The organism is Psychrobacter sp. ANT_H59, assembly GCF_008369225.1.
GTDB classification, from domain to species: domain Bacteria; phylum Pseudomonadota; class Gammaproteobacteria; order Pseudomonadales; family Moraxellaceae; genus Psychrobacter; species Psychrobacter cryohalolentis.
This window is the reverse complement of sequence record NZ_VOBE01000006.1, coordinates 133,312-147,559: the sequence shown is the minus strand read 5'-3', so window position 1 is coordinate 147,559 and position 14,248 is coordinate 133,312. Positions and strand designations below refer to the sequence as shown.

Here is a 14,248-nt window from a genome sequence, read left to right as displayed (position 1 = left end):
TTTAAAAGATATTTATCAGCACTATATAACTGATTGCAGACATACTTGCTGCTGCAGGAAGGGTAATAATCCATGCCAAACCAATTGGTTTCATCAGTGCCCAGTTAGTGTCTCTATTGACGATACCAATGCCAAGTACAGCACCGACCAAGATATGCGTGCTCGATACTGGTATACCCATCGTCGATGCACCCATCACAACCGCAGCCGCAGCCAATTCAGCTGAGAAACCAGAAGCAGGATGCATTTTTGCCAAATTGGTACCGACAGTTTGAATCACTTCTTTACCAATAAACCAAAGACCGACAATCAATGCCACACCAAAAGTTAACATCACAGCAGGTGGTACTGCTGCTTCTGTTGAAATACTATTGGTACGGATAACATCCATAATCGCTGCAAATGGACCAACAGCATTAGCAATATCGTTCGAGCCATGACTAAAAGCAAATGCTGATGCAGTAAAGACTTGCATCCAGCTAAACATAATAAACGTGGCTTTGGTCAAATCTTCTTTGTGCTTACCGCGGATACTCTTAGTATAAATATAAGTCGCAAGCCATACTAATGCTGCGATCATCCCCATGATTAAAAAGCCTTGCAACGTCGTCATACCATTATTGACGTTTTTCAAACCTTTGAAGATAACCAAAGAGGCCATGACTGCGCCGCCTGCAGCCGCCATAATAGGCGCCCATTGCTTGAGTGCTTTTAAGGTATCGAGGTTGCTGCGCTCGTTTTCAATCTCATAAAGTTCTTTGTAATAATTCGTCTCTAAATCTTCAACGACGCAATCATCATCTTTATATATTTCTTGATCACGTAACAATGCTGACGTATAAGCCAACTGCTCAGACTCGGTTAGACCATCCAAATACGCTTTATGCGTCAGTTTTAGCGTCTTTTTACTGTCTTTCAGAGTAGCAATATGCGCCTCTGTTTTATCGTTATACTCAATGATGTTTTTCTTAATCTGTCCATATAACAGATAAGAAAAAATGCCGCCTAATAGCGGTGATATAATCCAAGAGATGGCAATCATGCCAATCTTGTCCCAATTCACTGTTGATAACGCCATTTCAGTACCACCTAAGGTGATACCCAATACAATAGAGCTACCCACTATGCCACCAATAATCGCATGTGTGGTCGAAACCGGCAAACCTTTTTTGGTGGCAAACAACAGCCAAAATGCAGCAGCAATGAGCGCTGAAAGCATGACATAAATGAACTGATTGGGTGTCACTGACAATCCATCTAAATTGACAATGCCGCTTCGAACGGTATCGGTCACTTCACCACCAGCAAGTACCGCCCCTGATACTTCAAATATCGCTGCCACACCTAGGGCTTGTGGAATCGTTAACGTCCCTGCACCGACTGAGGTGCCAAATGAATTGGCAACGTCATTACCGCCGATATTGAATGCCATGAAAACACCAAAAGCAGTGGCGACAATAAATAGCGTTGTCTGCTGATGCATGGTGTAATCTAGACCCCACCACAAAAAGTAGGCGGTCATTCCAATCATTAAAATGGCAAAAAGTAGGTTAATTTTCATAGAGCCGACTGATTTTGTTGGTCCTGTAGAGCTACTGCTAATACCCATACGTTGATACGTCCTGCGTAAGCTGATTGAAATTATTGACAAATGATGACATTACGCGGCTATTAATGATGTGATTATCATCACCCAAAAATACAATAACATGCGCGCAACGTGGTTATTTGAAATACAATTTTAGAATACTGTGTTGAGACAGCTGCCTCAACGCTTTGACACCTTCCTTATTATCTTATCTTAGCGGTTATAGCCATTTGCAAATAAGCAATTGAGCTTAACGACAATCAGAAACTAAGATAAAACGCCTAAGTAAAATGTCATAAAGCCGCAAGTGGTATTGCCAAATCGTCTGATTAAAGCATCTTGCGGCTTACGTTTTTATGATAATAGCGTTCTTCTATACAAGATATTTATCGTGAATAATACATTGATATTAAAGACAAATAAACAGAAGACCAAGCTATTTTAATAGATAGCAACGCTCATTACGCGCCTATTATATTAAATATAGACGCATAATGCATGATGATATTACAAGATTTGTAACTGTGAATATAAGATTTAAGAAATATATACTTTAGATCAGACGTTATCGGGTTATTTTTAGCCAACATACACTTGAATTGCCATAGTCAATTCAAGTGATAACAGTCACAAGTTAATAGCTATAAATAAATAGGTAGCTGCTTAAGAATAGGGTTAAAAGTACCTCTATAAGATAAATAATTGCCGCTTAGCATTTGCTACGCGTTCCAAGGCTTTAAGCAGACTTATCTATGTAGCACTTTATTACTTAGCTGGCAGCAAGCAACGCGGATAGCTGCTCGATAGCGTGGTCTAACACCTCTAAACGTGCTTGGCGCTTGTCATTATTAGCGATCACACACCAAGGGGCGTTCTTAGTATCCGTACGTGCCAGCATATCAGCCGCCGATTGTACATAATCTGACCATTTATCACGGTTACGCCAATCGTCGTCGGTCAATTTAAATTGTTTGTATGCAGTTTCTTCACGTTCCTCAAAACGCTTCAGCTGCTCTTTTTTATCGATTGCCAGCCAGTACTTGATGACCAGAGTACCTGACGCTGCCAAGGCAGCTTCAAAGCGATTGATTTCATCATAGGCGCGCTGCCATTCATCATCCGTCGCAAAGCCTTCGATACGCTCTACCAAGACACGCCCATACCAAGTACGATCAAAAATACCAACACGGCTGATGCGGTCTGTCTGCTCGTTCGGAAGCTTTTGCCAAAAACGCCACAAATAAGGATGCTGTAGTTCATATAACATGGGCGCGCCAATATTATAAATTTGATATTCGCGTGGATCTAGTGGCGCCACCAGTCTTTTGATAGAGCCGCCCTTTCCTGCTGCATCCATACCTTCAAAGGCAAACACCACATGCTGACCTTGACGCGCACGTAACAGTTCTGCCAAGCGTGCCTGCTTCTTAGCCAATGCGTCATTGTAGTCAGATTTATCAATATCTGAATCTTCGATATCAGTAAGTACCTTAGGTATTTTTACTCGCTCAAACTTTATTGACTGATACTCTACTTGACTATTATGAGTATCCTTTGAATCTTGTGCTTGATCTGATTCTGCACTGTTTTCTCCTCGGCTGCTAACTAAGGCTTTTTGCATCGCATGTAAGACTTCATGACAAAAATGTATGGCTGCTTGCGATTTATCTGCGCCATCGATGATAATCCAATCGCCTTGCTGGCGTAATAATTCGGCAGCAACTTCATTGAACTTAGCCACTATCGTCATATCATGCCAATCAATTTGGTACAGAAATTTTGGATCTGGCTCGTCATCATTAAGCCTCGCCTGCAAAGTCTCGATATCGACATGAAACCAGCACTTTAGTAGCTGCGTGTGATTTGCTACAAGGTCTTGCTCAAAAGCTTGCAATTCCGTTAGCTGCTGGCGTAAATAGTCTTGCCATTGTCCAATTGGTAGCGCTTCAATATCCGTATGCTTCTTACCTTTTGCTGACTTTTCACTCTCTAGGGTTGCCATGCGCATCACGTTGTAGAGCAAATCAGCATACCAGTTACCAAAATATACCATCACATCACCGTGGCGCGGCATGGCTTTGGTATGCGTCTGCCAAATCGGTTGGTGTGCTAAAGGACAATAACCAATGGTCGCTTCGACCTTAAGCAGGCGCGGATCGACCCACTGGCGCAATTGCGTTACCGCCGTCCCCTTACCTGCCTGCTCCATACCATTGACTAATACTAATAGCCCAATGGCTTTATCAGCGCTCGGTGATTCTGGCTGGCGCGTCGCACGCAGAGCGAACTGGGCTGTAACCAATGCCAATCGCAGCGCATCTTCATCCATTGAAAATTTGCTTAAAGGATTGGGCATAAGACGCTGCTCGACGACTTGCTCGTTAAATGGCGTGCTCACATCTTTTGCTGACTTGTCTGTTTTATTCTCTTTTTTGCTCATGTTTATGCTCGCTATAGTCTTATCAAATAATTGGTTTAAAATAATCGTCTAAAATAGCTAAGTTGTTTTATCATAGCACTGCGCCCTTTTAGTAAATAACGTGGCTATGTAATTTGTGTTATAAAGTCTTAGAAATTGACTACCTGAAAGCGCTGAGCAATCTTTATATGTAACAGTTTGGCATTTGTATTCTGTCTTATTTTCTTTTAAGGTGAACAAAATCTTGAGAGCATGGTTTAATAGCTGCCTATAAGTAGAAAACTTAGCGCTAACCAGCCCCCTTATTATCCAGCTTTTATTATCAACTTGATGACTATTATTATTTTTATAGGATGACCTGCCATGTCTGCTTTAGCCAACTTACAACAGCACCTTGACCGCTTTTGGGCGCTGCCACATCATGAAGACGCTGCATTGAATAAGAAGCTTAATGAAGTGCAATCATGGCAACAAGCCCGTATCAAGCGTACGCATAGCACGCTGTTTGAGCAACCAAAAAACCAGCTAATGGCAGATTATTTTTTAACGCAGCTGTACGGTGGTGATGAATTTAAAGTATTGGCAGAGCAATTGGGGCGCATCCTCCCTAAAGCCAAGAAACTTGAGCGTCTTGCCAAAGAGTCATCTTTAGAAGCTGGTAGTATGGGCATTCAAGCGTCTATATTGGCGATTGAGCTCGACTTGCATTTGGCGCAGTGGTTACTCGAACAAGAGTTAGCCGTCAATGAAGAAAATATGTTACTCGCTTACCGTACGGTTGATGAAGCTATTGAGCGTCGAGTACAGATTAATAACTTAAAAGACGTTTGCTATCGTACTGACAAAGACTTGAATTCATTTATGCTCAAAAAAGCTTTTGCGATGGCTAAAGGCACCGCGTATCGCTATAACTTTCAGCCGCTTTATGATTTTATCGATTCAGGCTTTAAAGCCATGAAACCATTAAAAAGCGTGAGCAGCTTTATTGAACCGTTTTGCGCGCGCGAGCTTGAAGTTATTGATGAAGTCCATGCCATGGATAATGACGGTAAGCCCGCTGCGTTTGCTGTATGATAAGCGCTATTGTCTCAACAACTATTAGTATTTTATCTGACTAAAAACAAGCATAAAAATAAATTATAGGACACCGCGATGACTGATCATGTAAATAATAAAACGACTACTAATGGCCGTATACAAGATAAATTGGTTCAAGACAGTATCACTCATAACCAAAATATTACCGCTCAAGTAAAAGCACGTCAAAATACCGCTACAAGTGTTAATAACGTTATTAACAATGACTTTACTCATGTTGAAGATTTACCCATAGGAACGCCACAAGGGCAACAAACCACTATGCCAAATGCCAATACTGAAAACCACGCCCAAAATAGCACTACAAATAACGCTGCACAGACAAATACTCAAGCCACTAAGCAAACGCTTTTTAACCAGCGTGACGATATCAATAATCCACATACGTCTGATACTGATGGTCATGAAGAAACCCATTTTGGCTATAAGACCGTTAATAAAGCAGAAAAACAAGCGCGTGTGGCTGACGTATTTACCTCTGTCGCCAAAAAATACGACATCATGAATGACTTAATGTCATTTGGTATTCATCGCTTGTGGAAGCGTTATGCCATCAGCTTATCTGGCGTGCGTGCTGGTCAACATGTATTAGATATCGCTGGCGGTACGGGTGATTTAGCCAAGGTCTTTAGCCGTGAAGTCGGTCGCAACGGTAAAGTCGTGTTGTCTGATATCAATGCGGCCATGCTAGAAGTTGGTCGTGAGCGCTTGATTAATGCTGGCTGTAATAATGTCGATTTTGTTTTGGCGAACGCTGAAACCCTAGCGCCATTTGATGATAATAGCTTTGATCTGCTGACAATCAGCTTTGGTCTGCGTAACGTCACAGATAAAGATGCGGCGTTAAAATCTATGTACCGTGTGCTTAAGCCAGGTGGTCGCTTATTAATACTAGAGTTCTCAAAACCTATTTTTGAGCCATTATCAAAAGCCTATGATTTATATTCATTCACAGCGCTACCGATGATGGGTAAGCTGGTTGCTAACGATTCAGAAAGCTATAAATATTTAGCTGAATCGATTCGTATGCACCCTGATCAGCAGACGCTAAAGCAGATGATGGAGCAAGCAGGCTTTGAAAATTGCGATTATCATAATCTGACAGCTGGTATCGTCGCGGTACATCGCGGCTTTAAAGCATAAGATTAAGTTTTAAATTACAACACATAGCGATAAAAGTGCCATTATGTAAAATGATGGCAACTTATATTTATAAATAATGCGCTCTTTTAAGGCGCTCAACTGACTATGCGAGAGCCTTATGCTGACTGTTCTACTTTTGGCCGGTGCTGAAAAGCTGATTAATATGGCTATTGCCAGTGATGAGATTACCAAAGCGGGTTTAGCGCCACTTGCTGGCAAAGTACTGCGTCTCAACATGGGCACGCCTGAAGTGAATTTAGATGTGCTATTCACTGAAGAGCGCTTGCGTTTTGAGCCAGTGACGACTGAAAGTGTGTTTGAGCAAAGTGGCGCTATGAATGAGCGTCAAAAAGCCAGCATGGATCGTGCGCGTCTTGGTCATAGCCGCCCAGATTGTATTATTACCGTCGATAACCCTGCCCAGCTACTAAATCTCATGCGCGGTACAGAAGGCAACTTGCCTATTGAGGGCGATTACAAAGTACTTATGCAACTCAATCAATTGGTTGCAGGCTTTGATCCTGATGTTGCGGGACAACTTGAACCATTTATTGGTAAATCGATGGCGAGCCAGTTACACCTCCTGATATCGCAGCTTAAAGGCAGCTGGCGTCATAGTGCCAAGCGTGCTTTTAACGATGTTAGCGATTGGGCAAACGATGTTGCAGGTAATAGTGCACCTGACCCAATAGATGTAACTGAAGTAAATGCGCTTAAGCAGCAACTACTGAAACTGCGCGCCGATGTTGAACGTGAAGAAGCCAAACTAGCCGCTATCAAAGATGAGCAAGCACGTTTAACTCATAGTAGATAATCGCCTTTTCTACAACGCCTACCTTATTTTTGACTTTATCTAGAGTATTTATATCTCATGCTATTATCCCATCGCGCCCGTTTACTTGAGCTATGGCGCATTGCCGCCACCTATCGTATTGACACCCATTTTTCTGTCGAAGATGCTCCGCAGCTACAGCCTTTGGTGCGTTTAATCCGTATGCATCCTGCCGCGTGGGGTAAAAAGCATCAGCCTAATGCGATTAAATACGCGCTTGAAGATATGGGGACTCTATTTTTAAAGCTTGGACAATTACTCTCGACCCGCCGTGACCTCGTACCACCTGAGATTATTGCGCAACTTATTCAACTACAAGATAAAGTTAAATCTTTCGATTCTGATATCGCGATTGCGCAAATCCAAGACCCTAGACACGGTCTCGGTCAATCTATTGGCTCTTTATTTGCGCGTTTTGACGTCAAGCCTCTAGCAGCTGCTTCTATTGCCCAAGTACATACCGCTGCGCTGCATGATGGGCGTGAAGTGGTGGTCAAAGTGGTTCGCCCTGATATTCGCACGACCATTATTGCAGATTTTGAATTGCTACGAGAACTCGCCAATTGGGCATCGGCGCGTATCGAAGCAGCTCGTGCAATACACATCATCGATATTGTTGAAGACTACCGTCAAGTCATGCTCAACGAGTTAGATTTGACATTAGAGGCAGGCAATACAACGCAAATGCGTAACAACTTTTTGGGCTCGGCCTTGATGTATGTGCCAGAAGTCTATGATGCCAATAAAAACGTCATGGTCATGGAGCGCATACAAGGCGTTCCAATCTCACAAATTGAGGTATTTGATCAATTAGGCTATGACCGTGCAGCATTGGCAGAAAAAGGCTTAACGATATTTTTTACCCAAGTATTCCGTGATAACTTCTTCCATGCCGACATGCACCCCGGCAATGTTTTTGTCGAGACGCCACCAGTCAATACCTTGACTGCAAATATGGTCGCCGTGGACTTAGGGCATGAGCCGCGTTATATCGGGCTTGATTGTGCCATCATGGGCACCTTATCAAAGGACGATCAGCTTATCGTCGCGCGAATGTTATTGTCCGTGATGAATAACAACTTTACAGCGATGGTTGATATCGTCAGTCGAGCTGGCTGGATACCGCCAAGTGCTGATAAGCATGCATTGATGCGTGATATGAAACGCACTGTCGGTCCGATGTTACAAAAATCCATTAACGATATCGACTTTGCCGGTGTATTAATGCAAATATTAGATATCGCCCGCCGCCATCATATGAGTATTCCACCGCAGCTGATGCTACTGCTCAAAACTTTAGTGCATGTCGAAGGACTTGGTCGCGACTTGTATCCTAATCTTGATATCTGGTCGCTTGCCAAGCCAATCTTAAGCAGTTGGATTAAGGAGCAGCTCGATCCGATGCGTAATTTACAACAGCTACGTCAGCAGTTGCCTGAGATTTTATTATCGACCACTGATATCCCAAGACTGCTAGATCAAGGGTTACAGAGCCTTGCTTCACAAGGATCACGTCAAGACAGTCAACTGCGTGAGATTCAACAAATCCGTGCCGATATGCTAAACGACCGTCGCCGAGATTGGTTGGCGCTGGCGGGCTTTGCTATTTTCATAGCCCTTGCAACACAAGTTATCGGTTGGCTATCACCTATTTTTTACCTCTTAGCGATTTTGGCAGTCGTGTGGCGTATCTTAGCCTAAACCGTTAATAGCTTTGACTAAAAGACTTCTGACAATAACAAGTATTTATTAAAAATAGATAGGCATAAGCGTTTGGCTTGAGCCTTCATCCACTATTTAATAGATACTATAAAAAAATAAAGCAAAAAAATGTGCCTACATTTAATTAGAATATTAAATATAGGCACATTTTTTTGGGCTAACTTTATAGCATCTGATCAATCGCCATCTGCGTTAATACTCGACCACGTGCAGTCCGAAGTACATAGCCTTGTTGGATAAGGTATGGCTCAATCACATCCTCTAACGTACCGCGGTCTTCAGCCATCGCTGCTGCCACCGCTTCAACGCCGGCAGGTCCACCATCAAAACGCTCGTGCAATATCTCAATATAACGTCTATCCAAATGATCGAGACCACGTCTATCGACTGCGAGCATATCGAGCGCACTACCAGCAATTGCGCCATTAATACTGCCATCGCCTCTGACCTGAGCATAATCACGTACACGTCGTAATAGACGGTTGGCAATCCTTGGCGTACCACGTGCACGGCGCGCAATTTCAACAGCACCATCCTCACTCATTGGCACGCGCATCAACCGCGCGGCGCGACTGACAATAGTGGTTAAATCAGCAATATTATAAAACTCTAGTCGCTGCACGATACCAAAGCGATCTCTCAGTGGTGATGTTAATAATCCGGCTCGGGTGGTTGCTGCAACTAACGTAAATGGCGGCAAATCAAGCTTAATAGAGCGTGCTGCTGGTCCTTCACCGATCATGATATCCAGCTGAAAATCCTCCATCGCTGGATAAAGAATTTCTTCAATTACCGGACTTAAGCGGTGAATCTCATCAATAAATAGGACATCACCAGCTTCCAAATTGGTCAGCATCGCTGCCAAATCACCAGCGCGCTCAAGGACAGGTCCTGACGTAGAACGTAGATTGCCACCCATCTCGCGAGCAATAATATTGGCAAGGGTCGTTTTTCCTAAGCCTGGTGGTCCAAAGATGAGCGTATGATCCAACGCTTCATCACGCGCCCGTGCCGCTTGAATAAAGACTTCCATCTGCTCGCGTACGACGGGCTGACCGATATATTCCGCCAATAATGCTGGTCGAATATTGGCATCAGGGGCATCTGACGCCCCTTCTAGCGGATTAATCAAACGATCTTGCATCATAGTTTTTGCCATTATGCTTAAAGCATTATTTTTAAAAGATTAGGTAATAAATAGCATAACCAAACGCTGCTCATAAGTCATGCGAAACATGATAAAGCAGGTGCTAAAACGAAAATAAGCGACATCTAATGTCGCTTATTTTTAATCGCTTTTTTAAATCACGGTTTTATTATAAAAATATCGCTACTTAAAACTTTGAAATTGCTGCAGCGTCGCTTTTAACAAGCTCTGCGTATCTGCAAATGTCTCGCCATTACTTTTTGCCGCCTTAATAGCTTGCTGAGCTTCTTTTTCTTTGTAGCCCAAGCTAATCAATGCGCCTTCAACTTCAGCAATGATACTTCCTTCAGCAGATATTGGTGCCGGCTGCATAGCAAATTCTAAATGACTGCTGTCGACTTCGATATTTTTCAGCTTATCTTTTAGCTCAATTAATAAACGCTGCGCTGTCTTTTTGCCGATACCTGGGATACGTGTCAATGCCGCTTCTGAATCTTGCTCGACATGCATTTTTAGCTCAGCAGCTGACATTGCAGATAGCATTGCTAATGCCATTTTTGCCCCAACACCGTTGATTTTAATCAGCTGGCGAAAGACATCACGCTCTTTACGGTCAATAAAACCATAGAGCAGCTGTGCATCTTCGCGCACATGGAAATGCGTCCAAATGCTTGCCTGCTCATTAAGACGCAATTGGCAAAATGACGGCAAGGGCAGCTCAATATCATAGCCAACACCAGAGGTGGTCATGATACAGGCAGTCGGTGCCATTAAGTATTGCACCTGTCCATTAATCAATCCAATCATAATCCACGATCTCTTATATAGACTATTATAAAAATGAGCTAAACCATCACCTATCAATCAATCTCTTTTACCATGTCAACTTACTAGTAAAAATTAACCATACCTTCAAGACTGATTGGACGAATCTTATGCGCTTGACCCGCTGAACCAAAGGCTTCAAAACGATTGGTACAGATATCTGACATCGCAACCATAGACGCTTTAAAGTATTTACGTGGATCAAATTCGCTAGGGTTTTCTGCAAGGAATTTACGAATCGCGCCTGTTGATGCCAAACGTAAATCGGTATCGATATTTACTTTACGCACACCATGCTTAATCGCTTCAACGATTTGCTCAACCGGTACACCATAAGTCTCACCGATGTCGCCACCATTTTCATTGATGACTTTTAGCCATTCTTGTGGTACTGAGGATGAACCATGCATAACTAGGTGAGTGTTAGGAATACGGGCATGAATTTCTTTTACGCGCTCAATCGATAAGATATCGCCTGTCGGTGGGCGCGTAAACTTATAAGCACCATGACTGGTACCGATAGCAATGGCAAGTGCATCGACGTTGGTATCTTTAACGAACTGCTCTGCTTCATCAGCACTGGTCAATAGCTGCTCGTGATCTAATACGCCTTCTGCGCCAGAGCCGTCTTCTTCACCAGCCATACCAGTCTCAAGACTACCTAAGCAACCAATCTCGCCTTCGACTGAAACACCGCAAGCATGAGCCATTTTGACTACTTCACGGGTGACGCTGGCGTTATAATCATAATCCATCGGCGTTTTACCGTCTGTACCAAGCGAGCCGTCCATCATCACTGATGAGAAGCCAAGCTGAATTGAGCGTTGACAAATAGCAGGTGACATACCGTGGTCTTGATGCATCACTACTGGAATATGTGGCCACTCTTCGATAGCAGCAATAATCAGATGACGCAAAAACGCAGAGCCTGCATAACTACGGGCACCGGCACTGGCTTGTACAATCACAGGAGAGTCACAGGCGTCAGCTGCCATCATAATGGCACGCATCTGCTCTAAATTATTAACATTGTAAGCAGGAACACCATAGCCGTGTTCAGCAGCATGATCCAAAAGTTGACGTAACGATATTAAGGCCATAAAACGCTCTCTGGTTATATTCTAAAAATAGTATTTTGAAGATGATATTAAAACATCATTTTTAACAATAAGACGTTGCCACGTTTGCACGTTTGCACTGCGACCTAGCTTTGCAATGGGTATTCCATTATAAGCCAACAAAAAACCCTGTTTTTTGCTCGTCATTATTACGCCGTGATTATAGCAAAAATTACTAGCGCTTCGTAGCGCTTAACTGACTATTTGTTTGTCTGTTTGGTTTTTATACCTTGTTTGCACAGTTAGATGGTCGATTTCGTCTATAAAAAATTCATGACCCGCTTTTTATGAATCAAATTGATTATTTTTATCCATAAAAAAAGCCTTGGCAATTACCAAAGCTTTTATATATTTTATAGGCTTATAAAACAACTTATCAGCTAACAGTCTATCCATCTTATTTTAATAAATAAACTGAACTTTATGTTGCTTAATTTTAAATGACTTAGCCTTTATACGACTTAGTACTGTTGTTCTGCATCAACAGCGACATCATTTGCGCCGTCAGCAACTGCGTTAGCACCGTCAGCAACGGCTGATGCAGTACCTTCAACGACTTTGCTTGTGCCTTCAGCAATAGCATCGCCAGTTTCTTCTAGTGCATTAGTGGCAGCAGCACCAGCAACTTCAGCATTTTCTGCAGCTTCAGCGCCAGCTTCTTGGGCAGCTACTTCAGCTTCAGCAGCAGCGGCTTCTGTATTCGCAGCAGCTTCTTCTGTGTTAGCAGCAGCATCTTCGCCAGCTGACTCAGCAGCAGCATCGGTTTTATCTTGTGTTTCTTGGCTACATGCAGTGATTGCAAAAGTACCAGCAAGAACACTAGCAAGTAATAAATGACGTTTTAACATAACAAATCCCTCATAAATAAAGCATGTCAAATACATGGTTTGCGCTATTTTATAGAGTGCAAATTGGACATGCAATAATAATTTTCAGTATAGAAACAAATAATTACCACTTAATAATAATCGATGACAATTCGAACTTATTGCCTTGAAAACAATAAGATATGAATAGTAGCCAAAATATTATCCGTACAGCGTACCTTAGATACTGCGGCTAAGTTGTACGGCTAATGTTACTCATCTGCTTAAGTATCGTTAAGAGGTTATGCATTAATTTGTAAAGCAGCAACCGCTGGCAAGATTTTACCTTCTACAAACTCTAAGAACGCACCGCCACCCGTTGACATGTAGCTGACGCCATCAGCCACTTGATATTTATCAATCGCAGCAAGTGTATCACCACCACCTGCAATCGAGAAACCTTGGCTGTTTTTGACCGCTTCTGCCACTATCTGAGTACCCTGACCAAACGCATCCACTTCAAAAACGCCGACTGGACCATTCCATAAAATGGTTTTAGCATCGTTGATCGCCTCTGCCAATTTCATGGCACTCTCTGGTGCGATATCTAATATCATGTCATTATCGCCAATCGTATCAACAGACTTGATGCTAGCAACTGCCTTTTGAAGCGAGCCTGTGAAATCTGCAAAATCAATCTCATTTTTATCAGCAACGACGACATATTCAGGTAATAAAATCTCAGTTTTACCCATGATTTCACGAGCTGTATCGAGCAGATCTACTTCATAAAGTGACGCACCAACACTATGACCTTGCGCGGCTAAGAAGGTATTGGCAATCCCGCCACCAACGATAATCTGTGAGCAAAGCTCAGCCAAACTATGCAATACCTCTAATTTGGTAGAAACTTTTGATCCACCAACGATAGCGAGCATAGGTTGTGCTGGCGTTTCAAGTGCTAGGCTTAAAGCATCAAGCTCTGCTGCCAATAAAGGTCCAGCACAGGCGGTCTTACCAGCTTTATGCATCGCTTGGGTTACGCCTTCTGTTGATGCTTGGGCGCGATGTGCTGTGCCAAAAGCGTCCATCACAAATATATCGCACAAATCAGCATATTTTTGTGCAAGCGCTGCATCATTCTTCTTTTCGCCTTCATTAAAACGTACGTTCTCTAGCAGTACGACTTCACCTGCTTCGATAGCGATGCCTTGAGTGAGGTAGTCACTATTCAGCGTAACAGGCGCGAATAGTTTATCGCTTAAATAGTCAGCAACGGGTGCTAACGAATAAATAGCTTCAGGATTGCCTTCTGTCGGGCGTCCTAAATGCGAGCAGACTATCACTGCTGCACCCTTTTCTAGCGCCATCTTAATCGTCGGCAAACTTGCTTGCAGGCGTGCATCACTAGCCACTTTACCCGCTTTAATAGGGACATTAAGGTCTTCACGAATCAACACTACTTTATCGGTCAAACTCAGCTCGCTCATACGCAAAAAATTCATTACCTGCTCCTATATATCATCTGTTATCAATCTGTATGACGGTTC

General features: G+C 42.9%; 11 protein-coding genes. 4 read left to right on the top strand and 7 right to left on the bottom strand.

Features of this window, described 5'->3' with window-relative positions:
* Position 1: 1 nt before the first annotated feature.
* A complete protein-coding gene (locus FQ083_RS10835; RefSeq protein WP_149409860.1) occupies positions 2 to 1,609 on the bottom strand; it encodes an inorganic phosphate transporter in 1,608 nt (535 codons plus the stop codon).
* A gap of 748 nt (positions 1,610 to 2,357) precedes the next feature.
* A complete protein-coding gene (locus FQ083_RS10830) occupies positions 2,358 to 4,028 on the bottom strand; it encodes an ATPase (protein WP_149409859.1) in 1,671 nt (556 codons plus the stop codon).
* A gap of 342 nt (positions 4,029 to 4,370) precedes the next feature.
* Between FQ083_RS10830 and FQ083_RS10825 the strand changes: the two genes are divergently transcribed.
* From FQ083_RS10825 to FQ083_RS10810, 4 genes are all read left to right on the top strand, one after another.
* Positions 4,371 to 5,081 (top strand): FFLEELY motif protein, encoded by a 711-nt coding sequence (locus tag FQ083_RS10825; RefSeq protein WP_011513039.1) that lies wholly within the window; start codon positions 4,371 to 4,373, stop codon positions 5,079 to 5,081.
* 78 nt (positions 5,082 to 5,159) lie between these two features.
* Entirely contained in the window at positions 5,160 to 6,248 is a 1,089-nt protein-coding gene (gene ubiE, locus FQ083_RS10820; protein ID WP_149409858.1) for a bifunctional demethylmenaquinone methyltransferase/2-methoxy-6-polyprenyl-1,4-benzoquinol methylase UbiE, read from the top strand.
* A 118-nt stretch (positions 6,249 to 6,366) separates the two neighbouring features.
* Entirely contained in the window at positions 6,367 to 7,062 is a 696-nt protein-coding gene (locus FQ083_RS10815; RefSeq protein WP_149409857.1) for an SCP2 domain-containing protein, read from the top strand.
* Positions 7,063 to 7,119: 57 nt separating this feature from the next.
* Positions 7,120 to 8,781 carry an ABC1 kinase family protein gene (locus tag FQ083_RS10810; protein WP_149409856.1) on the top strand — a complete coding sequence of 554 codons (1,662 nt, stop codon included), beginning with the start codon at positions 7,120 to 7,122 and terminating at the stop codon, positions 8,779 to 8,781.
* A gap of 184 nt (positions 8,782 to 8,965) precedes the next feature.
* Here the strand turns inward: FQ083_RS10810 and ruvB are convergent, their stop codons facing one another.
* From ruvB to FQ083_RS10785, 5 genes are all read right to left on the bottom strand, one after another.
* Entirely contained in the window at positions 8,966 to 9,946 is a 981-nt protein-coding gene (gene ruvB / locus FQ083_RS10805; RefSeq protein ID WP_041772439.1) for a Holliday junction branch migration DNA helicase RuvB, read from the bottom strand.
* A 186-nt stretch (positions 9,947 to 10,132) separates the two neighbouring features.
* A complete protein-coding gene (gene ruvA, locus FQ083_RS10800) occupies positions 10,133 to 10,756 on the bottom strand; it encodes a Holliday junction branch migration protein RuvA (protein WP_149409855.1) in 624 nt (207 codons plus the stop codon).
* Between the two features lie 83 nt (positions 10,757 to 10,839).
* A complete protein-coding gene (fba, locus tag FQ083_RS10795; RefSeq protein WP_133105224.1) occupies positions 10,840 to 11,874 on the bottom strand; it encodes a class II fructose-bisphosphate aldolase in 1,035 nt (344 codons plus the stop codon).
* A gap of 479 nt (positions 11,875 to 12,353) precedes the next feature.
* Positions 12,354 to 12,740 (bottom strand): hypothetical protein, encoded by a 387-nt coding sequence (locus FQ083_RS10790; RefSeq protein WP_020442948.1) that lies wholly within the window; start codon positions 12,738 to 12,740, stop codon positions 12,354 to 12,356.
* Between the two features lie 260 nt (positions 12,741 to 13,000).
* Entirely contained in the window at positions 13,001 to 14,203 is a 1,203-nt protein-coding gene (locus FQ083_RS10785) for a phosphoglycerate kinase (RefSeq protein ID WP_149409854.1), read from the bottom strand.
* Positions 14,204 to 14,248 lie beyond the last annotated feature (45 nt).